The sequence below is a fragment of the Paraburkholderia largidicola genome (assembly GCF_013426895.1).
GTDB lineage: Bacteria > Pseudomonadota > Gammaproteobacteria > Burkholderiales > Burkholderiaceae > Paraburkholderia > Paraburkholderia largidicola.
On sequence record NZ_AP023174.1, the window covers coordinates 671,847 to 693,864 of the forward strand.

A 22,018-nucleotide genomic window follows, 5' to 3' on the forward strand; every position below is an offset into this window, starting at 1 on the left:
TGTTGTGGACGTCCGCGCGAATTACGCCGTCACCGACTTGCACTCCAGAAATTCCGCGAGCCCTTCCGCGCCATACTCGCGCCCATTGCCCGAGGTCTTGTAGCCGCCAAACGGCACCGTGACATCGAGCATCGCGCCGTTGATGCGCACTGAGCCTGCGCGCAGTTTCGTGGCGACGCGCCGTGCACGCTGCAGATCGTTCGAGGCGACATAGGCGGCGAGGCCGTAGTCGCTGTCGTTGGCGATCGCGATCGCGTCGGCTTCGTCGTCATAAGGCAACACGCACAGCACCGGGCCGAAGATTTCCTCACGCGCGATCTTCATCTGATTATGCACATCGGCGAACACGGTCGGCTTCGTGTAAAAGCCGCGTTCAAGACCGGCCGGGCGACCCGGACCACCCGCCGCAATCCGTGCGCCTTCTTCGATGCCCATGCCGATCATGCGCTGCACCTTGTCGAACTGCGCGCGGTTCGCAAGCGGTCCCATCTTCGTCGCCTCGTTCGACGGATCGCCGACGGCAATCGCATTGGCGACGGTGGCGGCCATCGCCACCGCTTCGTCGTAACGCGCGCGCGGCACGAGCATGCGCGTCGGCGCGATGCAGGTCTGCCCGGAGTTTGCCATGCATTGCGCGACGCCCGTGGTGACGGCGGCCTGCAGATCGGCGTCGTCGAGAATCAGCAGCGGCGACTTGCCGCCCAGTTCCTGCGCGACACGCTTGACGGTCGGCGCCGCGCTGATGGCCACCTCGACACCCGCGCGCGTCGAACCCGTGATCGACACCATGTCGACATGCGGATGCGCCGACAACCGCGCGCCGACCTCGCGTCCTTCGCCGAAGATCATGTTGAACACGCCAGCGGGCGTGCCCGCGTCGTGCATGATTTCGGCGAAGATCTTCGCGTCGAGCGGCGCCAGTTCGGACGGCTTGAGCACCACCGTGCAGCCGGCTGCGAGCGCCGGCGCGATCTTCGCGACGATCTGGTTCAGCGGCCAGTTCCACGGCGTGATCAACGCGGCGACGCCGATCGCTTCGCGGCGCACCACGCTCTTGCCACGCGTGCTTTCGAATTCGAAGTGGCGCAGCGTGTCGATGGTCGCCTGCAGGTGCGCGAGGCCGATGGGCGCCTGCAAGGTCTTGCACAGTGAGATAGGCGCGCCGATTTCTTCGCAGACGGCGTGCGCAAGTTCGCCGACACGCTCGCGATAGCAGGCCATGATCCGTTCGAGCAATGCGATACGCGTTTCGCGAGAGCTTTCCGACCACGCGGGAAACGCGGCGCGCGCAGCGGCGACGGCGTGATCCGCGTCGTGCGCAGAGCCGAGCGTGAGCTGGCCGATGGTCGTTTCCGTCGACGGACTGACGATCTCCATCAGCCTGCCGCCTTCAGCTGGCTGGACCCAGCGGCCATCGATATAAAACCTGTTGATCAACTTCATTCGTTGTTCTCCGTGTGTGGCTTCAAACCGGGCGATCGCCGACGACCGTGGCGCGCATCATGTGCCGCACCGCGGGGAAGTAGTCCTGCACCGCGTAGTGCTGGCACGAGCGGTTGTCCCAGAACGCGATCGTGTTCGGCTGCCAGCGCAGACGCACCTGATATTCGGGCGCCTGCGCCTGGCGGAACAGGTACTGCAGCAGTTCCATTTCCGCGAGCTTGAAGTCGAAACCGAAGCGATAGCGCGGAACCGTGTGATGACCGTAGTTCACGATATGCGTCGTGAACGCCTCGTTCACGTAGAGAATCTTTTCGCCCGTCTCCGGGTGCGTGCGCACCACGGGATGAATCGCTGGCGGAAACTTCTTGCGCATCTCGTCGTGCTGCTCTTCGGGCACCACGATGCCGAATAGCGGCAGAAATTCATGCGCGGCCTTCAGATTCTGGATCAGCGACTTGACTTCCTCGGGCAGGTTTTCGTAGGCGGCGACCATGTTGATCCACATCGTGTCTCCGCCTACCTCCGGGCATTGCACGCAGCGCAGGATCGAGCCCATCGAAGGCACGTCGCGCCACGATACGTCGCTGTGATAGAGGTTCTCGCGGCCGCGCTTCGCATCGTTGCGGCCGATGATCACGAGCTCGGGATGATCGGGGTGATGCGGGAATGTCGGATGGATCTCCAGTTTGCCGAAGCGGCGCGCGAACGCGACGTGCTGCGCGGGCGTGATGTCCTGGTCGCGAAAGAAGATGACCTTGTGCCTCACCACCGCGCGGCGCAGCGCAGCGTAGGTCGCATCGTCGAGCGGCTCGCGCAGGTCGATGCCGCTGATTTCCGCGCCGATGGCGGGCGTGCACCGCGCGACTTCGAATGGCCAGCTTTCGCTGGCTACTTCCGGCTGTGCCGGTCTGATGGCCTGGACGTTTGCGTTCATTTGATGTCTCCTTGCTGGTAGCCGAAGCGGGCGGCAAGGTGACCGCACGCAGGTGATCCGGCGGGAAATTGTCGGCTGGAGTGGCGGTTGACCGGTCGCTGCGTCGCGTTCGTGTCAGCTTGCTTCGGCGCGAATCGCGTTTGTTCTCGGGACGTGAAGATGCGAAAGACCGCAGGTGCATTCGTCGACGCACGCCCTACGCGAGCGATGGCTCTCTGCCAGAAAGTTTCGCGATGGCGCCACGCGACGCCCATCGCGTCACGCGGAGACGGGCGCGAGCCGACGACTCAGCACGCGGTTCGAGCGCTCCGGGTGAAGCCAGCGCAATGCCGCAAGCGCCGCGACGAACAGCAGCGCCGCGCCGATCAGGAAGCCGTTCTCGTACGCATGACCGTTCCCAGCGCCGGCGCTCTGAACGATGCGCCCCATGACGGTGGGTGCGATCGCTGCGCCGAGGCTTGCGAGGGCCGTGTAGATCGCGACGACTGCGCCGCGCTGGCTCTCGGGCACGACTTCGGCGAGCAAGGCGGGCGCGAGCGGAAAGCAGAGCGTCGGCAGCGCCCCGGCAAGCGCGAACAGCAGCGTTTTGCCGATGGGCGGCAGATCGAGCGCCGAGACAGCGACGAACAGCGCGCCTGCCACCATCGCCACGACGCTCAGCAACTGTGCGCGCGCGACGCGCGTCGACACGCCGCGCGCCAGCATCCGCTCGGACAGCCAGCTCAGGCCGATATTGACGGGCGACGCGACGCCGATCACGACGGCGAACCAGCGGCCCGCGTCGATGCCATCGAAACCGAGTCCTTTTTCGAGGTAGCTCGGCAGCCAGGTCAGGTTCTGACCGAGCATCCAGTACGCGGAGAAGCCGAGCAGGAAGATCGACACGATGGACGGATCGGTGAGGATCGTCCGGTAGGGTAGGCGGGCGGGCGCGTGGCCGTGCTCGTGCGTCGATTCGGGGGAGGTCGCCGCCAGCTTATCCGCGTCGCGCTGCCCGCGTTCGCGCGACATATAGAGCCACGCGATGCTCCACACCACACCGATCCCGCACAACACGAAGAAATTCATCCGCCATCCCCATTTGCGCGTGACGAGCGGGATCAGCAGACCGGCGAGCAGCAGCCCGAGCGCGGCGCCCTGGCTGACGATGGCGATGGGCAGGCTGCGCTTGTGGTCGGGGAACCACTGGCAAATGGCGTGGACGGAGGTGGAGAACGCGGGGCCTTCGGCGGCGCCGAGTATCACGCGGCACACGAGGATCGCGAGTGCGCTGGTGGCGAGCGCCTGAGGCACCTGGATCATGGCCCAGCTCATGCCCATCGCGAGCAGCAGCCAGCGCGCTGAAATGCGGTTGGATGCGAAGCCGACGACGATCGTCGATACCGAGAAGAGCCAGAAGAAGCTGCCCGCGACCAGCCCGAATTCGGCAGGCGACAGATGCAGTTCGGCCATCAACGGCACGGCGACCATGCCGAGCACGACCTTGTCGAGGAAGTTGACCGTGTAGAGACCGGCGAGCATGAGCGCCAGGGTCCAGGCTGCGCGCGGCGGCAGGGCGGTTGAATGGTTCATGAGCCACCCCGGACGCAGGTTTGCCAGATGAGCATGTTGTCTCCTTGATTCGTCGTGCGTGCCCGCGCGTCCAGGGAAGACGGCCGGCAGCGTATTGACGGCCACAGTACGGCGGCCGTCGTTCGGGCGGCACCACCCGAATCAGGTGGGAGGCGAATCGCTGTGATGGCGGGCTTTCGGGGGCTGGCTGATGCAGAGGGAGGCGCGTGCGGCGTCCACCCGAGCGGGGTGGTGTTTGGCGGGGGAGGCGTCCTTATCGTCCACTCATCCGGTAACAGCGATAGATATGGAGACGCGACGCAGTGTCGAACGAGACTCTTCTGTGTGCAGCACTCGCGGGTCCGCGCGAGTCGATGGAATATGACGTGGTGATCGTCGGCGGAGGCCCGGCGGGTCTAGCTGCTGCGATCAGACTCAAGCAGCGTGCCGTGGAGAAAGGCGTCGAGATTGGCGTTTGTGTGCTCGAAAAAGGCTCGGAGATCGGCGCGCATATTCTGTCGGGCGCGGTGATGGACCCGCGTGCGCTTTGTGAGCTGATCCCCGACTGGAAGGATAAGGGCGCGCCTTTGAACGTCGAAGTGACGGAAGACCGCTTTTTGTTTCTCTCCGAAACGGGCGCGAAATCGGTGCCGAACTGGGCGCTGCCGGACAACTTCAAGAATCACGGCAACTACGTGATCAGTCTCGCGAACGTCACGCGCTGGCTCGGGCAACAAGCTGAAGCGCTGGGCGTCGAGATTTTTCCGGGTTTTGCTGCCGCTGAAGTGCTGTACAACGAAGATGGCTCGGTCAAGGGCGTTGCGACGGGCAATCTGGGCATCGGCAAGGACGGCGAGCCGACCGAGAACTTCCAGCTCGGCATGGAACTGCACGCGAAGTACACGCTGTTCTGCGAAGGCGCGCGCGGGCATCTCGGCCGCCAACTGTCGGACAAGTTCAAGCTGCGCGACGGCGCCGATCCGCAGGTGTATGGCATCGGCATCAAGGAACTGTGGGAAATCGATCCGGCGAAGCACAAGCCCGGCCTCGTGATCCACACGGCCGGCTGGCCGCTCGATACGCAGACTTACGGCGGCTCGTTCCTCTATCACATCGACAATAACCAGGTGATGGTGGGCTTTGTCGTCGGCCTGGGCTATTCGAATCCGTATCTGTCGCCGTTCGAGGAATTCCAGCGCTACAAGACGCACCCTGAGATCCGCAAGTTCCTCGAAGGCGGCAAGCGCGTGTCGTACGGCGCGCGCGCGATTACGGCAGGCGGCCTGCTGTCGCTGCCGAAGCTCGCTTTCCCGGGCGGCGCACTCGTTGGCGACGACGCAGGCTTCCTGAACGCGTCGCGGATCAAGGGCTCGCACGCGGCAATCAAGACAGGCATGCTCGCCGCCGATGCCGCATTCGAGGCCGTGCAGGCAGGCCGCCATAACGACGAACTGACCGCATATCCCGAATCGTTCAGAGCATCATGGATGCACACGGAGTTGCATAAAGCGCGCAACTTCAAGCAGTGGATGAGCAAGGGCCTGTATCTCGGCACGCTGATGGTCGGCATCGAACAGAAGCTGCTGGGCGGCAATGTGCCGTGGACGCTGCATCACCAGCACTGGGATCACGAGATGCTCAAACCGGCATCGCAGTGCACGCCGATCGAGTATCCGAAGCCGGATGGCAAGCTGACGTTCGACCGTCTCTCGTCGGTGTTCATCTCGAACACGAATCACGAAGAGAATCAGCCTGCACACCTGACGCTCAAGGACGCGAGCATTCCCATCACCCTGAATCTGCAAACCTACGCCGGTCCGGAAGCGCGTTTCTGCCCGGCGGGTGTCTACGAGTTCGTCAAAACCGAAGAAGACGAAGACCGTTTGCAGATCAATGCGCAGAACTGCGTCCACTGCAAGACCTGCGATATCAAGGACCCGACACAGAACATCGTGTGGGTGACGCCCGAAGGCGGCGGCGGTCCGAACTATCCGAACATGTGACGCACGCTGCGTGGTCAGCAAAGCAAAACGCCGCTCGAACGAGCGGCGTTTTCACATACAGCGTCACTCACTCCGCGTCATTGGCCGACTCGGTCTTGCGAGGACGGCGGCTGCGCGCCGTGGATTTGCGCGAGGGCTTCTTCTTCGCAGCGGGCGCTTCCGTCGCGGGATGTTCCGCTTCGGGCGCAGGCGCGTGAGCCTCGGGTACCGCGACCTGTTCCGGGACATGCTGCGTATCCGCAGCCAGCGACGAATCCGCTTCGCCTTCGGTTGCTTCCCCGCGTTCCGTTTTCTTCTTCGCTCGCTTCGCAGCAGGCTTGCGCGTGCCGCGTCCCTTGCGGCGCGTGTCGCTCTTGCCGGCGTCCGCGTGACCGGTCGATACGGCTTGCGGCGCATCCTCGAACGGCTGCTCGGCGGGCACATCCTCTTCGACGGAAGCCGTGACAGTCGCTTCCTCCAGACCGACGATCTCGGCGGCAGCGGGCATGGCCGCCCATTCGTCACCTGACTCGCGAGCGGTCACGACGTCGGCCGTCGCAGCGACACCGGACGACGCGCTGCGATACACGAACGTGCCCGACTTCTCATCGCGGCCCACTTCGAGCAGCCCGCGCGACTGCGCTTCTTCGAGCAGATTGCCGAAAGCACGGAAACCGTAGTACGTCTCGTTGAAATCGGGCTTGCGGCGCTTGATCGCGTTCTTCAGCACCGATGCCCAGATCTTGCCGCTATCGCCGCGCTCCGACGCGAGCGCATCGAAGGTCTGCACGGCGAGTTCGACCGCTTTGGTCTTGCGCGTTTCCAGGTCTTCCTTGCGCTTCTCGCCCTCGGATGCGCGTTTCGTCGCCTGTTGGGCCGCCTGCTGCGCGGCCTTGGCGCTGTCGCGCTTCGCGGCGGCGCGCTGGCTCTCGCGCACGAGGTCGTCATAGAAGATGAATTCGTCGCAATTGGCCGTCAGCAGATCCGACGTCGAGCGCTGTACGCCCACGCCGATCACCTGCTTCGCGTTTTCGCGCAGCTTCGACACGAGCGGCGAAAAATCCGAATCGCCGCTGATGATGACAAACGTATTGACGTGCGACTTCGTATAGCAGAGGTCGAGTGCATCGACGACGAGGCGAATGTCCGCGGAATTCTTGCCCGACTGCCGCACGTGCGGAATTTCGATCAGCTCGAAGTTCGCTTCGTGCATTGCGGCCTTGAAGCCCTTGTAGCGGTCCCAGTCGCAGTACGCCTTCTTCACGACGATGCTGCCTTTCAACAGCAACCGCTCGAGGACCAGCTTGATGTCGAATTTTTCGTATTTCGCGTCGCGTACGCCGAGCGCGACGTTTTCGAAATCACAGAACAGCGCCATGCTGACGGTATCCTGGGATGACGCCATATGCTTCTCCAATGAAGTGCAGGCTCGATCGTCTCACACAACGCGGTGCTGATCGAGGTTTTGCACGACGATCGGCCTGCAATGCACTCAGGCGCCGCCGAACGTCCCTGTTTCGGCAGCGGCGCTGATGAATTCCTCTGTCGAACGCACGAAGCCCATGCGCGGGAAGATATGTTCGATGGGAAAAGCATGCGTGTCGCCCGACAGGCCCGACATTGCGTCTTCGAGGAAGATCAGTTCGTAGCCCTGGTCGAAGGCCGCGCGCGCTGTCGACTCGACCCCGAAGTTCGTCGCAATGCCCGTCAGCGCGATGGTGCGGATATGACGGCGTCGCAATTGCTGTTCCAGATCGGTGCCGTAGAACGCGCCGAACTGGCGCTTCGTCACGACGAGATCGCCGGCCTGCACATTGCACTCGGGCACGAGGTCCGATGCCTGCGGCGGCGGAGCGGGCGCATCGCGCGGACGCAGTGGCGCATCGGCGGGCAACGACAGCAATTGTGCGACATCGACGCGCACGAACACGACCGTGCCGCCCGCTGCGCGCAGTGCATCGGCGGCGCGCACGGAACGCGCGACGACATCGGCAGCGGAATGCGGCGCCAGTTGCCGGCCGACATTGCTGTGCTGCAGATCGATCAGCACGATAGCGGTGCTGCGCGGATCGATGGAAAGCGCTTGCGCCATATGTCACCTATATGTGAGGATGCCCTCATGTCATGATAGGCGGTAAACATGAGTCTGTCCTCAGATCATCCAAAAGTGCGGCGCATTCCCCAGCAGGAGCGCGCGGCAAGGCGCGTCGATGCGCTGCTCGACGCCGCCGGCGACGTGATCGCGGAGCGCGGTTTCGACGCCGCGACGATGACGGCGATCGCGGAGCGCGCGGGCGCGTCGATTGGTGCCGTCTATCAATACTTTCCGAACAAGGATGCGCTCGTTTTCGCGCTGCGCACGCGCTATGGCGATGAAATGGACGCGCAATGGCGCGCGCTGGGTGAAGCGGCGCACGAATGGAGCGTCGACGAACTGGTCGAGCGCCTCTTCGCGCTGATGATCGATTTCATCGCGGCGCGGCCCGCGTATTTGCCGCTATTGTCGGTGACGCTGAATTTCAGGCGCGATGCGGCCGCGCGCAACCGCTTGCGCGGCCGCTTCGCCGAACTGTTTCAGCGCTACAGTCCGGCGTTATCGGACGACGACGCGTTCCGCGTCGCCGAGGTCACGCTGCAGGTCGTGAAAAGCCTGAATCCGCTTTACGCAGCCGCGAAGCCGAAAGATCGCAAGGCGCTGGTCGACGAGTACAGGCTGGTCGTTTCGTCGTATCTCGCCGCGCGCCTGCGCTAAGCGCGAGAAGAAAACGCTACATCGCGCTGTGTGCCGCTTCGGTTACAGCAGGCACGCGTGTCGTCAGCACGTCGTCGACGAGGCCATAGGCTCTCGCCGCATCCGCTGACATGAAGTTGTCACGATCCGTGTCCTTCTCGATCTGCGCGATGCTCCGGCCCGTTCTTTCCGCGAGCACGCTGTTCAGGCGCTCGCGCAGATACAGCACTTCCTTCGCCTGGATCTCCACGTCCGACGCCGTGCCCTGGCCGCCGCCCGAGGGCTGATGGATCATGATGCGCGCGTTCGGCAACGCAAAGCGCTTGCCGGGCGCGCCCGCCGCGAGCAGAAACGTGCCCATGCTGGCCGCGAAGCCCGTGCAGAGCGTCGATACGTCGGGCTTGATGAACTGCATCGTGTCGAAGATCGCGAGGCCGTCGTAGACCGAGCCGCCCGGCGAGTTGATGTAAAAAGAAATATCCTTGTCAGGGTTCTCCGATTCGAGAAACAGCAACTGCGCGACGATCAGGCTTGCCGACTGGTCGTTGACCGGGCCGACCAGAAACACGATCCGCTCGCGCAGCAGGCGCGAATAGATGTCGTAGGCGCGTTCGCCGCGTCCCGATTGCTCGATGACGGTCGGCACGAAGTTGAAGCCGGACGCGGCGGGTGAAGTGAAGTGTCGGTGCATGCGTTCCTCGCTGATTGACTGAAAAGACCCGTGAAAAGACCCGTGAAAAGGCCCGCACGAGGCGGGTTTCAGTCGCATGACGCGGACGCGCGGCGCGGCGTGACAGAAGAATTTTTGCGTGGCCCTGTCACATTCCGGGCGGCTGACGCGTCAACCCGGAGACAACGCCACAGGAGCGGCTCGCATGGAAATGAACAGAGACAAGTCGGTGGATTTCGAGGCGGTGCGCGCGAGGCTCTTCGCGCTCGCGTACCGGATGCTCGGCAGCCGCGCGGAAGCGGAAGACATCGTGCAGGACGCGTGGCTCAAATGGCATGCGGCCGACGCGAGCGCGCTGCGTTCGTCGGCCGCATGGCTCACGACGATTACGACACACCTCGCGATCGACCGGCTTCGCCATCTGCAGATCGAGCGGGCGACGCGTTCGGGCGGCTGGATGCCGGAACCGTGGATCGAGAGTCTGGCGCCGTCGGCGGAAGACCTGGCGTTGCAGGCGGTGCAGATGTCATATGGCGTGATGCTGCTGCTCGAACGGCTGAAGCCCGAGGAGCGCGCGGCATTCGTGCTGCATGAGGCATTCGATTGCGACTACGCGGAGATCGCGAAAATCCTCGCGAAAACGCCCGCAAATTGCCGGCAGATGGTGCATCGCGCGCGGGAGCGTTTGCAGCGCGAAGGCGTGCCGGCGAAGCGCGCGGATCCCGCCGCGCACGCACGCATCGTCGAGCGTCTGCGGGCGGCGCTGGAAGCGCAGGATCGCGCGGGGCTCGTGCGGCTCTTCTGCGAGGTGCCGAGCGTGATGAGCGACGCGCCCGACACGGCCGATGCCGTCGCGACGGCCGAGCAGGCGGCGACCACGCTGTCGATGCGCGGCCGTGGCGACCAGATCGAGACGGTGACGATGAACGGCATGAACGCCGTGGCATTGATGCGCGATGGAGAGATCGACGCGCTGTTCGATATTTCGATCGACGAAGACGAGCGGATCGTCGCGTTGCGGATCGTGACGGGCGCGCTGCGTCTGGCGAGCGCGACCCGCGTGTTCGGGCGCGCGGCCATTCTGCAACTGCTGCGGCCCGTCAGCAGGCAGGCCGCGTCAATTACGATGCGCGGCCACTTCCCAGTTGATATCGACGCATAACACCTGCATGCCGCGCGCGGTTTCCGCCGCGATCGACGCCGTCACGCACAGGTGCGCCTCGTTGATCGACAGATAGGGCGGCGTCAGATGCACCTGACCGGGCGCGCGCACGGCCTGGATGAAATACGGACGACGTTCCCAGCTTGCGCCTTCCGAATGCAACAGCGGTCGGAAGCGTTTCGCGCGTTGCGACGCGCGGCCTTGCGGCAGCACGTTGTCGCCGATCTGGCGCCCCGATCCGTCGAGCAGGAAACAGCGCGCCGTTTCGCGCAGTTCGAGCAGCGGCGCGGTCGCCTCGGCCATCGGCTTGCCTTCTACAAGATGCGTGCTCGCGGCTTCGAGTGCCGTCACGAACGGCGCGAGCCGCTCGGACTGCGCGCGCTCGCGCGCGGCCACACGCTCGCGCAGCGCTGCCGACAGCTTGTCCATCAGGCTCACAGTCGCCTGACGCGCGACAGGCTCGACGCTCGGGGCGGCGAAGAACGTGCCCTGCACGAAATCCACATTGCATTCGAGCGCGATCAGCGCGTCGCGTTCGGTCGTGAGGCCGCCCATCAGCACCAGTTGCCCCGATTCATGCAGCATCGACACGATGCCGGGCAGCACGCGCTCGATATGCGAATGCTCGCTGGCCTGCGCGAGGATGCAGCGGTCGAGCGTGACGATGTCGGGCCGCAGGTTCCACACACGGTCGATGTTCGAATGCTTCGCGCCGAAGCCGTCGAGCGCGATCAGGAAGCCGGACTTGCGCAGCGCGTCGATGATCTCTGCGAAGCGCGTCGTTTCGCCGCCTGCCTGCTCGGACACTTCGAGCACCACGCGCTGCGGCGGCAGGCCGAGCGCCTTGAGGCCCGCGAGCAGCGCGTCGCCATAGCTCGTGTCCATCAGCGCGGCGGGATGCAGGCTCAGGAAAAGCCATTCGTCGTGACTGTCGAACGCGTTGAAGTTGCCCAGATGCAGCGATTCGGCGAGCCGCCCGAGTTCCAGCAGGTCGCCGCGCCGCGCGGCCTGGGTGAAGACTTCGGCGGACGGCACCTGCTTTTCGTTTTCGTCGTGTGCGCGCAGCGACGCGTGATAGCCGATCGCGCGACGGTGCGACACCGAGAAAACCGGCTGAAATACGCTGAAAACCGTGTAGCCGCCATACCGGACGGTGCGGCGGGAGCCTTCGTCGCCCGCTACGGGGCGCGGAGGCTGGAAGCCGGGAGGATCGAGTTCGATCATGCTCATCGTGTCGGTCATCGGTTGAGAAGCGAGGCGGGCCGCGCGAGAACGCGCGAAAGAGTCAAGTTTACAGGATAGGGCAGCAAGAAACATGCGCATGACGAGCCACTACGGCTTTGGCGCCGTGTCGCGCGGATTGCGCTGTGTTTTGCGCCGTTCCCTCCGCTGTTGCAGCAATTTTGCGCCGGGACAGCCGATGCTGTCATGCTCGCCGTGAGCGAAGCGCACATCGATGGTGCGGCGCGCGCCCCGTTAAGGTTCCGTCCATGCTGCACGGCGAGCGCTGAATGTCGCGTGCATCACGTGCGTTCCTGCGGATCGGCGCGCCTCGCGGGCTGCCGGATATCGGCCGACAGCTGAGCAAAGATCCACGACGTCGCCGCCGTGATCAGGCCGACACACAGGAAGGTGGCGTGAAAGGCGGGCAGCGAATTGGCCGCGGTGACGCGCGGCATGAGGCCGGTGAATGTGGTCAGCAACGCGCCCGCGACGGTGACGCCAAGGCTCATCGCCAGCATCTGCACGAGCGAGAACAGGCTGTTGCCACTGCTCGCGCCGCCCGTGCCGAGGTCCTTGAGCGTCAGCGTGTTCATCGCCGTGAACTGCATCGAGTTGACGCCGCCGAAGAACGCAAGCTGCACGAGGCGCAGCCACAGCGGCTGATGCTCGCTCGTCAGCGAGAAGCTCGCCATCGCGAGGCCGACGAGCACGGTGTTCGACACGAGCACGCGCCGGTAGCCGTGCTTCATGATGAGCCGCGTGACGAGGCGCTTCGACGACATGCCGGCCGCGGCGACGGGCAGCATCATCAGGCCGGCTTCGAATGCGCTGTAGCCGAGGCTCACCTGCAACAGCAGCGGAATCAGATACGGCATCGCGCCGCTTCCGATCCGCGCGAACAGGTTGCCGAGCAGGCCGACGCTGAACGTGTGGATCTTGAACAGATCGAGCGAAAAGATCGGGTTGGCGGCGCGCGTCGCATGCAATCCGTAGGCAACGAAACAGCCTAGCGAAAGGATCAGCAACATCAGCATGGTCGCGTGCTGGATCGAGAATTCGGTTTGTCCGTCGAGCGCCATCGAGATCGACACCATGCCGATGATCAGCAGCACATAGCCTTTGATGTCGAACTTCGCGGTATCCGGGTTGCGGCTGTCGGGCATGAAGATGAACGTCGCGATCACGCCGGCGATGCCGACGGGCACGTTGATCAGAAAGATCCAGTGCCACGACGCGATCTTGACGAGCCAGCCGCCGAGCGTCGGGCCGATCAGCGGACCGATCAGCCCCGGAATCGCAACGAACGACAGCGCGGGCAGATAGCGTTCGGCGGGAAATACGCGCAGCACGGCGAGGCGGCCGACGGGCAGCAGCATCGCGCCGCCCACGCCTTGCAGCACGCGGTAGAGCACCAGTTGCGTGAGCGTCTGAGCATTCGCGCACAGCAGCGACCCGACCGTGAAGACCAGGATCGCGCTCATGAACACGCGCCGCGTGCCGAGCTTGTCCGCGAGCCAGCCGGACACGGGGATCATCACGGCCATCGTCAGCGAGTACGCGATCACGACTGATTGCATGCGCAACGGCAATTCGCCGAGGCTTTTCGCCATCGCGGGGAGCGCGGTGTTGACGATCGTCGAATCGAGCGTCTGCATGAAGAAGCCCGTCGCGACGATCCACAGCATCACTGTCAGCGAGCGGGCAGTCGGCGTGGTGTTCGCGGTGCGGTCGCTGGGGGCGCGTGATGCGGATTCGGTCGATTCGGACATGAAGGAAGGGCGGCTGGGCGGGGAGCCCACATTCTAAGGAAAAAGCGTGGGCGGCGTGGCGCCGGTCTGCTGCTGACAAGGGCGCTAATCCTTGCGCCCGACGTCTTTGCTACGGCTTCAACTGCACCGCTGCCTCGAAGAACGCGCGCGCGCGCGGATCGTTGGCAAACGCGGCGTTGACGCGTATCCACGGGCTCGGCTCCGCGTTGGGCCGGAAGTAGCTGCCGGGCGCCACCGTCACGCCGAGCGGCGCGCCACACTCGACGAGCCGCTCCGCGTTCTCGATGTGCGGCACGCGCGCCCACACGAACTTGCCGCCCAGCGGATTTTCGAATACCTGCCAGCCGCTCATTTCGAGCGTTTGCACGGTGGCGCCGAGCGCATCCCGCATGCGCCGGCGCAATCTTTCGAGATGCTTGCGATACATGCCGCGTTCGAGCAGCGCGACGGTCACGGCTTCCGCAAAGCGCGAGCCGCCGATGCTCGTCAGCATCTTGATGTCGGCGAGATCCTTGATGGTTGCGTGATCCGCGATCACATAGCCGATCCGCAGCGACGACGACAAGGTCTTCGACAGCCCGCCGATGTAGATCACATGTTCGAGCTGATCGAGCGTGGCGAGGCGATCGGTGGGTTCGGTCTGGAAGTCGGCGTAGATATCGTCTTCGATGATCTTGAAGTTGTGCTCGCGCGCGAGTTGCAGCAGGCGGAACGCGATGGGCGGCGCGATCGTCGTGCCCGTCGGGTTGTGAAACACCGAATTGATGAAGAACAGCTTCGGCCGATGCTGCTGCAATTGCGTTTGCATCGCGTCGAGGTCGGGGCCCGTGCGCGTGCGGGGAATGCCGACAAGGTTCACGCCATGCAGCTTCAGCAGGCCGTTGAAGTTGTAGTAGCCCGGGTCTTCGACGAAGATCGTGTCGCCAGGCTTGAGCATGTAGCGCATCAGCAGGTCCATCGCCTGGCTCGCGCCGAACGTGATCAGGATCTGCGAGGCCTCCGCTTCGATGCCGAGCTGCGCGATGCGCCCTTGCAGAAGCTCGCGTAGCGTCGCGTTGCCGAGCGGCGTGGCGTAATCGATCATGCTCGCGCCGTCGGTGCGCGACACGTGGCGGATCGCCTGCGCGAGGCTGTCCATGTCGCGCCATGCCTCGGGAATGAAGCCGCTGCCGAGCTTCAGCGATTCGCCGGGATGATTGAACTGCTGCAGGATATGCGTCGATTCATCTTCGGCGCGGCGCGGGTCGGACGCGCCCTGGCAACTCATCGCGGCGCGATGCCGTTCGGCGACGTAGAAGCCGGACCCTGGCCGCGAATCCAGATAACCGAGCGACACGAGCCGGTCGTAGGCCTCGATTACGGGGAAACGGCTGATTTCGTTGTCGGTGGCGAACTGGCGGATCGACGGCAGCTTCGCGCCGGGATGCGCGGTGCGCGAGCGTATCCAGTCCTGTACGCCGCTGACGATCTGCTCGGTGAGCGGTACGCCGCTTTCGCGGTTCAGTTCAATGTCGAGCTTCATGGCTTGCGTTCCTTCGCGCTTCTTTCGGGCGCTCCGCCAGCCGCCCGTCGCGGTCTGTCATGGCCAAAGCGCCTGCAACTGTCAGGTTTTCTGGCTGTACAGTTCTTTTGAAACTGTTCAGCACTGTGCATGTGACAGTCATGATCGCACGACAATAATGGATGCAAGCGAAAAAGCCTTTCAAGGAGCATAGCGATGCGTGAAATCCGTACTTTCGAACTCGAGCACGGCGAGCCGGCAAGCGCCTGGCGGGTCGCGCAGCCGCTTGCCGTGAACGTGCTGGCGGGCGAACTCTGGCTGACCGTCGAAGGGGACGCCGAGGATTACTGGCTCGCAGCGGGCGAGTCTTTCGAACTCAAGCGCGGCGCTGTTGCGTGGCTGAGCGCGGGGCGGGACGGCGTGCGCCTCTCGCTGACGGTGGCGAGCGGCCCGAGCGACACCGTGCGGGTCGAGCGGCGGCGCGCGCCGCGCTGGACATGGATGCCGCGCTGGCTGCTGACGGCCTGAGGCCTGGTTCTTTGACTCAGTCCACTTCGTACGCGCCGATGTACCTGGCGCGCGGACGGATCAGCCGCCCGTCGCTGGTCTGTTCCATCGCGTGGGCGATCCAGCCCGTCACGCGGCCTACCGCGAAAAGCGTGAACGCCGCGCCGGCGGGCAGGCCGAGCACCCGTTCGATAGCTGCGAGGGCATAGTCGACCGTCGGCTCGGCGCCTGTCGTGTCCCGCACGGCACGCGCAAGCCGCTGCACGTCGGCGAACGGCGAGCGGGCAGGCGCACATTCATCGAGCCATGCCAGCAGCAGCCGCGCGCGCGGATCGCCGTCCGGATACAGCGGATGACCGAACCCGGAGATCACGGGACCCGGCGCGCTCTGCTCGTGCTGCTCGTGCTGCGCGAGCCGCGTGGCCAGATAACGGTCGAGATCGGCAGCGCGCGCGGCTTCGTCGAACAACGCGGCGATGCGTGCCGTTTCTCCGCCGTGCCTCGGTCCCGACAACGCGGCAAGGCCGCCCACCACGGCGCCGAACAGATGCGTCCCCGTCGACGTGATACACCGCACCGTAAATGTCGACGCATTCAGCTCGTGATCCGCACATGCGACGAGCGCCGCGCGCAGCAGATTGATCTGCGCGCGGTTGCGCACACCCCACGCGCTGGCGAGTTGTTTATGCAGCGGTTCGTTCGACGGCGCCGCGGAAACCATGGCACCCGCCGTCAGCCGGATCAGCGCGCAGGCATTATCGAGCTGCGCATCGCGGCCGAGCGCCCAGACACGCGGCATCTGCGCGGCGGCGGCAGGCAGCAGCACGAGCGCGCGATCGAGCGGCGCACTGTCGCTCCACAGCTTGAGCCACGCCGACCATTGCGCAGCGCCAAGCGGCGCAGCGGGTGCATCGGCGATACGCCGCGCGCTGCATTCCCACAGCAGGGCCGCCACTTCCTCCAATGTCGCCGTGCGCGCGAGTTCCATCGCGTCGCGGCCGCGGTACAGCAGCTTGCCGTCCGCGATCAGCGTAATCGACGATTCGAGCACGGGCACGCCCCAATCCAGCACCTTTTGCGCGACCTTGCCCGCGCGTTTGCCGTCTTCCTTGCGGCGCGCGAGGCGGCGCACTTCGTCGGCGTCGTAGCGGCGGCGCTTGCTGTTCGCGTCCGGCGCGGAGCGCAGCATGCCGCGGCTGACGTACGCATAGAGCGTCGTAACGCTGATGCCGAGCATCGCGGCGGCTTCATCGGCGGACAGATAGCGTGGGGCGGACATCGCATTGGACATATCGGCGCGAGAAAGCCAAAGAAATGAATATATATTGATTATATGAATCAAGATTGATCATGGCGAGGCGGAAAACTAGACTGGGTCACGCCTTTAATCTTCAGGAGGCCCGCTCATCATGACGCCCCAGCTCGCTCTCGATCATCTGTGGTCCGTTGCCGGTTGCGATCCGGCCTTGCTCGACTATGTGTCGATCGACGGCAACGACCCGGCGTTGCCCTCCGTGTTCCGCGTCGGGACACTCGCGAGCGCATCGATTGCGGTGATGGCGCTCGCCGCCGCCAATTGCTTCAGGCTACGCACGGGCCGCATGCAGCAGGTCGACGTGAGCGTGCGACGCGCCTTGATTGCCTTTCGCAGCGAGCGCTATCTGCGCGTGAACGATGGCTTGCCGCCGGAACTGCGCCATCCCGTCACCGGCTTCTACGCGACGCGCGACGGCCGCTGGATCCAGTTGCACACGAACTTTCCGCATCATCTGCAGGGCGTGTTGAAGGTGCTCGGTTGCGACGGCGATCACGGTGCGGTTGCCGAGGCGATTCGCGGCTGGGACGGCGCGCCGCTCGATCAGACACTCGCCGACGCCGGCCTCTGCGCGGCGCTGACCCGCTCGCCGCGCGAATGGGCGGCCCTTGATCAGGCGAAGGCGATTGCGAACCTGCCGCTGTTCGAAATCGAGCGAATCGGTGAGGCGCCGCCCGAAGCGCCGGGCCGTGGCGATGCGCAGAGGCCGCTGTCAGGCACGCGCGTGCTCGATCTGTCGCGGATCATTGCGGGTCCGGTCGCAGGGCGCGCGCTCGCGCAGCATGGCGCCGACGTAATGCTGATCAACGGCCCGAATCTGCCGAACATCGCGCCGCTCGTCGTCGACAACGGGCGCGGCAAGCGCTCCACGACGCTGGATCTGCGTGAGGCCGCGGCACGCGAGCAATTGCAGGCGCTGGCCGCGCAAGCGGATGTGTTCATGCAGGCGTATCGCCCCGGCTCGCTTGCCGCGCGCGGCTTCGATCCCGAAACGCTGGCGCGGCTGCGGCCCGGCATCGTCTGCGTGTCGATTTCGGCGTATGGGCATGCGGGGCCCTGGGCGACGCGGCGCGGTTTCGACAGTCTCGTGCAGTCGGCAAGCGGCATCGCGCATACGGAGAGCCGTGCGGCGGGCGTCGACGGGCCGAAGCATCTGCCGTGTCAGGCGCTCGATCACGCGACGGGCTATCTCGCGGCGTTCGGTGCGATGGTCGCGCTCGCGCGGCGCGCGCAGGAGGGCGGCAGCTGGCATGTGCGGCTGTCGCTGGCGCAGACGGGCCGCTGGCTTCAATCGATGGGACAGATCGAAGCGGGCTGGCGTGTGCCCGATGTCACGTACGACGAAGTGCAGGACGGTTTGCACCAGGTCGATTCGCCGTTTGGCCGCGTGCGGGCGGCGGCACCTGCCGAACGGATGTCGGAAACACCCGCGTTCTATGCGCGGCCGCCCGTGCCCATCGGCTCCGATGCGCCGCGCTGGGAAGACTGAACGCCGCCCCTACTTGCGCAGTTCGGCGACGAAGTCGTAGTAGTCGTTGCGGCAGTAAGTGTCGGTCAGTTCGATTGCGCGCTGGTCGGCCGTGTAGCCGACGCGCGTGATCAGCAGCAATGCTTCGTTCGGCGCGATGCTCATCTGCTGCGCGATCTCGTCGCTCGCGTTGACGGCGCGGAAATGCTGCAACGCGCGCACGATCGTCAGGCCTCGCTGTTCGAGATACGTGTACAGCGAATCGCCGATAGCCTGCGGGTCGGGAATGATGGAAGCGGGGAACGTCGAATTTTCGACGGCCATCACGATGCCGTCCGCGAGACGCAGGCGGCGCAACCGCGTGACGGCCGCAGCGGGCGAGAGCCCGAGCTGGATCACTTCATCGCGATTGGCGGGCACGATCTCGCGCGACAGCCATTGCGAACTCGGCGTAAAGCCGCGCCGGCGCAGCATTTCGCTGAAGCTCGACAGACGCGACAGCGGATCTTCGTAGCGCGGCGTGATGAAACTGCCCGCGCCCTGCGAGCGGCGAATCAAGCCCTGTTCGACGAGCAGCGCGATCGCTTTGCGTGCCGTGATGCGCGACACGCCGAGCGCATCCGACAGCACGCGCTCCGATGGCAGCGCTTCGCCTGCGTTCCAGCGGTTCTCGTGGATCGCACTGCCGAGCTTGCGGGCGAGCTGAAGATACAGCGGCGTATCGTTTTCCGGGTCCGGGCGCAGATCGCGCCAACGGTCTTCCGAGGCTGGGTTCATGTGACGGACGCAAGTAGGGCAAGCGGCAATTCTATGTCATCGGCGCCCTGCGTTATAGCGGGGTTTTGCCGGGACGCCGATGCGCGTCGCGATCAGGCGCTACACTCGTCGCATTGGCCGCTGCGATGCGGCGCTTCTTCACGACATCATCTGCGAGGACGCAATCATGACGAAGGACATCGCCAGCGTGACGCTGCCCGACGGCGAGCGCATTCCGAAACTCGGGCAGGGCACGTGGGAGATGGGCGAGCATCCGTCGCGCCGCAAGGCCGAGATCGAGGCGCTGCGCGGCGGCATCGAACTCGGCATGACGCTGATCGACACCGCGGAAATGTACGGCGAAGGCGCGACGGAATCGCTATTGGGCGAAGCGTTGCAGGGCGTGCGCGACGACGTGTTCCTGGTCAGCAAGGTCTATCCGCACAACGCGAGCAGGCGCGGCGTGCAGCATGCCTGCGACCAGTCGTTGAAGCGCCTGAAGACCGATCGCATCGATCTGTATCTGTTGCACTGGCGCGGCTCGGTGCCGCTCGAAGAAACCGTTGCGGGCTTCGAGGCACTGCGCCGCGACGGCAAGATACGTCACTGGGGCGTGAGCAATTTCGATGTCGACGATATGGAAGAACTCGTCGGCGTGCCGCATGGCGATGCATGCGCGACGAACCAGATTCTCTACAACGTCGCGCGGCGCGGCCCGGAGTTCGATCTGCTGCCGTGGCTCGCGGGCCGCAAGATGCCCGCGATGGCGTACAGCCCCGTCGATCATGCGCGCCTGCCGAAGCGTTCGCCGCTCGACGATATCGCCGCGCCGCACGGCGTGTCGGTGTTTCAGATCGCGCTGGCGTGGGTGCTGCGGCAGCCGGATGTGTTCGCGATTCCGAAGTCAGGGCGCATCGAGCACGTGCGCGACAACCACCGCGCGCTCGACCTGCAGCTATCCGCCGACGATCTCGCCGCTATCGATGCGCACTTTCGTCCGCCCCGCAGCAAGCGGCCGCTCGAGATGCTATGAGCATGCGGCGCCGTCGCTGCTGTGTCGGCGGATCAGTCGCACGCGTGATGCATATGCACGGAGCCGAGCACGGCGACTTCGGCGGGTGTGCGCTTGAGCGAATCCGTGCTGACCTGGCTCGCGTCCTGCACGAATTCGTCGACGAGCGTCGAGACGGGCACATCGCGCAGACACAATGACACGCGCTGCGTTTCCTTCGCCGCAAGCGACGTGCGCTGGCTGAGGAACAGCACGCCGTACTGGTAACCGTGGATGATGCCGCGGATCGCGCCGACACACTGGCCATGCGCGACGTTATCGGACTTCTGCTGGCAGGACTGCGCGAGCGACCATGCAGAGAAGGTCGGATCGACGGGCGGCGAGGCTTGGGTTTGTGCTGCGGTTTGGGTTGCATTTTGCGCATACGCCAGCGATGCGCCACCCATCAGCGAGGCCAGCAGCAAGCCCGAAGCGATGCGTGCAACGGGGCGGGGGAAGTGTCGTTGCATGTAGAAGGCCTCATATCGAAACGTTGAATAGATATGAGGCGAGCAGGGCGGTTTGGTTCCGATACGTTTTTCCCGACTGTCCGGACCGCTCTTGTCGTTTCTGCTGTGAATTCATCGATGCGTCGTCGCGTGTTGCCGACGGCTTTCCGCCAATGCCGCCGACGGCGTTCCCGGCTCCGGCGGTGACGTGTTCGACCGGGGGATCGAAACGTCACCGCCAACACCGGCCAGGAAGCGTCTGCGTGCGTTGCGTGGTTGTCGTCGTATGGGACGGCACGGGGGCGCCGTCCGTTCGACCTCAGTGTCCGTTGCCGCCGCCGTGTCCGCCGCCTGAACCTGAGCCACCGCCGTAGCCGCCACCTTTGCCGAATCCGCCGCCGAAACCGCCGCCACCGAATCCACCGCTGCCGAATCCACCGCCAAAGCCACCACCGAAGCCGCCGCCATGACCGCCGGCGCCGCTACCACCGCCGCCACAGCCGCAGCCGCCGCTTCCGCCGCCGCCGTTACCACCACCGCCGTTACCACCACCGCCGTTACCGCCACCGCCACCGCCACCGCCGCCACCGCCACCGCCACCACCACCGCCACCACCACCACCGCCACCACCACCACCACCACCACCACCGCCACCACCGCCACCACCACCACCGCCACCACCACCACCACCACCACCACCACCACCACCACCACCACCACCACCACCGCCACCACCACCACCACCACCACCACCACCACCACCACCACCACCGCCACCGCCACCGCCACCACCGCCACCACCGCCACCATTCCCGCTACCACCACCAAACCCACCACCGCCCGAATTGCCGCTTGGACCTGCCGCAGCCCCAAAGCCGCCGCCGCCCGAAGCCGCGCCGGACGAACCCGAAGATCCAGCGCCCGCGGCGCCCGCGCTCGCGCCTGCGCCACTGCCGCGTCCGCCGTTGGGCGCGCAATTGCCGGCGTTGCCAATGCAGGTCTTGAGGAGAAAGACGGACGCTGCGTCGTCGGCGGCAGTGGTCGTGCCGGACTCCACGCCCGTCGATGCCGTGTCACTCTGTGCAGGTTGCATCGCAGCCGACGCACCGCTGGCAGGCAGCGGCGCATCGGCTGTGACGATCCACTTCGGAATCACATCGTCCGCGGATGCGGCCTGAACGAACTGGGCCGCCATGAAAGTCCCCGCGCCAACCACGAAGGCTGCCGTACCCCGTATTACTTTGTAGTAGTACGTATCAAATGTGTTGTTCTTCATCGCACCTCTCCCGAGGAAACGACGACCCCCGCAAGCCGTCATCCCTTATTCACTGCTTGTCGCCTTGTCCCGTTCGTATGGCACGCGCTGAGCCGATTGGCGGCGGGTGGAGCGTGTTCGCTGTTCCGTTCCGCGACGCGTGCCGTTTTCGAGGGCATGTCGCGCGCGATGCTCCCTGTCTGCCATCCCGCCGCCTCCGGCTTCTGATGTATGCCTGGCGCCCGTTGTT

General features: G+C 65.1%; 20 protein-coding genes. 7 read left to right on the forward strand and 13 right to left on the reverse strand.

Annotated features, from left to right (window positions below):
* Positions 1 to 21 precede the first annotated feature (21 nt).
* The 3 genes from PPGU16_RS02970 to PPGU16_RS02980 form a co-directional block, all read right to left on the reverse strand.
* The gene (locus PPGU16_RS02970) at positions 22 to 1,443 is read right to left on the reverse strand and encodes an aldehyde dehydrogenase family protein (protein ID WP_180721639.1); all 1,422 of its coding nucleotides are present in this window, start codon (positions 1,441 to 1,443) and stop codon (positions 22 to 24) included.
* Positions 1,444 to 1,465: 22 nt separating this feature from the next.
* Entirely contained in the window at positions 1,466 to 2,377 is a 912-nt protein-coding gene (locus tag PPGU16_RS02975; RefSeq protein ID WP_180721640.1) for a TauD/TfdA dioxygenase family protein, read from the reverse strand.
* A gap of 258 nt (positions 2,378 to 2,635) precedes the next feature.
* Positions 2,636 to 3,949 (reverse strand): MFS transporter, encoded by a 1,314-nt coding sequence (locus tag PPGU16_RS02980; protein WP_180721641.1) that lies wholly within the window; start codon positions 3,947 to 3,949, stop codon positions 2,636 to 2,638.
* Positions 3,950 to 4,302: 353 nt separating this feature from the next.
* Between PPGU16_RS02980 and PPGU16_RS02985 the strand changes: the two genes are divergently transcribed.
* Entirely contained in the window at positions 4,303 to 5,931 is a 1,629-nt protein-coding gene (locus PPGU16_RS02985) for an electron transfer flavoprotein-ubiquinone oxidoreductase (RefSeq protein WP_180722532.1), read from the forward strand.
* A gap of 67 nt (positions 5,932 to 5,998) precedes the next feature.
* Here the strand turns inward: PPGU16_RS02985 and PPGU16_RS02990 are convergent, their stop codons facing one another.
* Together PPGU16_RS02990 and PPGU16_RS02995 are read right to left on the reverse strand one after the other, a co-directional pair.
* A complete protein-coding gene (locus PPGU16_RS02990) occupies positions 5,999 to 7,315 on the reverse strand; it encodes an NYN domain-containing protein (protein WP_180721642.1) in 1,317 nt (438 codons plus the stop codon).
* A gap of 87 nt (positions 7,316 to 7,402) precedes the next feature.
* Positions 7,403 to 8,002 (reverse strand): isochorismatase family protein, encoded by a 600-nt coding sequence (locus tag PPGU16_RS02995; RefSeq protein WP_180721643.1) that lies wholly within the window; start codon positions 8,000 to 8,002, stop codon positions 7,403 to 7,405.
* A gap of 48 nt (positions 8,003 to 8,050) precedes the next feature.
* Between PPGU16_RS02995 and PPGU16_RS03000 the strand changes: the two genes are divergently transcribed.
* Positions 8,051 to 8,662, forward strand: coding sequence for a TetR/AcrR family transcriptional regulator (locus PPGU16_RS03000; RefSeq protein WP_180721644.1), 612 nt, complete (start codon positions 8,051 to 8,053; stop codon positions 8,660 to 8,662).
* A gap of 16 nt (positions 8,663 to 8,678) precedes the next feature.
* Here the strand turns inward: PPGU16_RS03000 and clpP are convergent, their stop codons facing one another.
* Positions 8,679 to 9,332, reverse strand: coding sequence for an ATP-dependent Clp endopeptidase proteolytic subunit ClpP (clpP, locus tag PPGU16_RS03005; RefSeq protein ID WP_180721645.1), 654 nt, complete (start codon positions 9,330 to 9,332; stop codon positions 8,679 to 8,681).
* Between the two features lie 184 nt (positions 9,333 to 9,516).
* Between clpP and PPGU16_RS03010 the strand changes: the two genes are divergently transcribed.
* Positions 9,517 to 10,473 carry a sigma-70 family RNA polymerase sigma factor gene (locus PPGU16_RS03010; protein WP_180721646.1) on the forward strand — a complete coding sequence of 319 codons (957 nt, stop codon included), beginning with the start codon at positions 9,517 to 9,519 and terminating at the stop codon, positions 10,471 to 10,473.
* Here PPGU16_RS03010 and PPGU16_RS03015 read toward each other — a convergent pair.
* The 3 genes from PPGU16_RS03015 to PPGU16_RS03025 all read right to left on the reverse strand — a co-directional run bounded on the left by PPGU16_RS03015 (position 10,429) and on the right by PPGU16_RS03025 (position 14,988).
* Positions 10,429 to 11,703: an EAL domain-containing protein gene (locus PPGU16_RS03015; protein WP_180721647.1), complete on the reverse strand. Its 1,275-nt coding sequence runs from the start codon at positions 11,701 to 11,703 to the stop codon at positions 10,429 to 10,431. The two genes, PPGU16_RS03010 and PPGU16_RS03015, sit on opposite strands and share 45 nt — an antisense overlap.
* 293 nt (positions 11,704 to 11,996) lie before the next feature.
* A complete protein-coding gene (gene mdtD, locus PPGU16_RS03020; protein WP_238269178.1) occupies positions 11,997 to 13,382 on the reverse strand; it encodes a multidrug transporter subunit MdtD in 1,386 nt (461 codons plus the stop codon).
* 193 nt (positions 13,383 to 13,575) lie between these two features.
* A complete protein-coding gene (locus PPGU16_RS03025) occupies positions 13,576 to 14,988 on the reverse strand; it encodes an aminotransferase-like domain-containing protein (RefSeq protein WP_180721649.1) in 1,413 nt (470 codons plus the stop codon).
* Positions 14,989 to 15,183: 195 nt separating this feature from the next.
* On the opposite strand from PPGU16_RS03025, the gene PPGU16_RS03030 reads away from it, so the two are divergent.
* Positions 15,184 to 15,495 (forward strand): DUF2917 domain-containing protein, encoded by a 312-nt coding sequence (locus tag PPGU16_RS03030; RefSeq protein ID WP_180721650.1) that lies wholly within the window; start codon positions 15,184 to 15,186, stop codon positions 15,493 to 15,495.
* Positions 15,496 to 15,511: 16 nt separating this feature from the next.
* On the opposite strand, the gene PPGU16_RS03035 is transcribed toward PPGU16_RS03030, so the two are convergent.
* Positions 15,512 to 16,765: a citrate synthase family protein gene (locus PPGU16_RS03035; RefSeq protein ID WP_434064409.1), complete on the reverse strand. Its 1,254-nt coding sequence runs from the start codon at positions 16,763 to 16,765 to the stop codon at positions 15,512 to 15,514.
* A gap of 118 nt (positions 16,766 to 16,883) precedes the next feature.
* Between PPGU16_RS03035 and PPGU16_RS03040 the strand changes: the two genes are divergently transcribed.
* Positions 16,884 to 18,278, forward strand: coding sequence for a CoA transferase (locus tag PPGU16_RS03040; protein WP_180721651.1), 1,395 nt, complete (start codon positions 16,884 to 16,886; stop codon positions 18,276 to 18,278).
* A 9-nt stretch (positions 18,279 to 18,287) separates the two neighbouring features.
* On the opposite strand, the gene PPGU16_RS03045 is transcribed toward PPGU16_RS03040, so the two are convergent.
* Positions 18,288 to 19,034, reverse strand: coding sequence for a GntR family transcriptional regulator (locus PPGU16_RS03045; protein ID WP_180721652.1), 747 nt, complete (start codon positions 19,032 to 19,034; stop codon positions 18,288 to 18,290).
* A gap of 166 nt (positions 19,035 to 19,200) precedes the next feature.
* Here PPGU16_RS03045 and PPGU16_RS03050 point away from each other — a divergent pair, with 166 nt between their 5' ends.
* A complete protein-coding gene (locus tag PPGU16_RS03050; RefSeq protein WP_180721653.1) occupies positions 19,201 to 20,046 on the forward strand; it encodes an aldo/keto reductase in 846 nt (281 codons plus the stop codon).
* A 32-nt stretch (positions 20,047 to 20,078) separates the two neighbouring features.
* Here the strand turns inward: PPGU16_RS03050 and PPGU16_RS03055 are convergent, their stop codons facing one another.
* Entirely contained in the window at positions 20,079 to 20,534 is a 456-nt protein-coding gene (locus PPGU16_RS03055; protein WP_180721654.1) for a hypothetical protein, read from the reverse strand.
* Between the two features lie 111 nt (positions 20,535 to 20,645).
* Positions 20,646 to 21,506, reverse strand: a complete 861-nt coding sequence (locus PPGU16_RS03060; protein ID WP_180721655.1) for a hypothetical protein — start codon at positions 21,504 to 21,506, stop codon at positions 20,646 to 20,648.
* Between PPGU16_RS03060 and PPGU16_RS03065 the strand changes: the two genes are divergently transcribed.
* Entirely contained in the window at positions 21,506 to 21,691 is a 186-nt protein-coding gene (locus PPGU16_RS03065) for a hypothetical protein (protein WP_180721656.1), read from the forward strand. The genes PPGU16_RS03060 and PPGU16_RS03065 overlap by 1 nt on opposite strands.
* Positions 21,692 to 22,018 lie beyond the last annotated feature (327 nt).